This window comes from Paenibacillus sp. J22TS3 (assembly GCF_018403205.1).
Taxonomy (GTDB): Bacteria; Bacillota; Bacilli; order Paenibacillales; family Paenibacillaceae; genus Fontibacillus; species Fontibacillus tuaregi.
Window position 1 is genome coordinate 1 of the sequence record NZ_BOSF01000056.1, and the last position, 212, is coordinate 212.

Sequence of the window (212 nt, forward strand, 5' to 3'; positions counted from 1 at the left end):
CGCTGCGGCTACGGCTCTTCACCTTAACCTCGCACGGGAACGTAACTCGCCGGTTCATTCTACAAAAGGCACGCCATCACCCCTTAATTGGGCTCTGACTTCTTGTAAGCACACGGTTTCAGGATCTTTTTCACTCCCCTTCCGGGGTGCTTTTCACCTTTCCCTCACGGTACTGCTTCACTATCGGTCGCTAGGGAGTATTTAGCCTTGGC

General features: G+C 53.3%; 1 rRNA gene. It reads right to left on the minus strand.

The window, feature by feature from the left end:
- A 23S ribosomal RNA gene (locus tag KJS63_RS26025) occupies nt 1–212 on the minus strand; the annotation flags it as partial.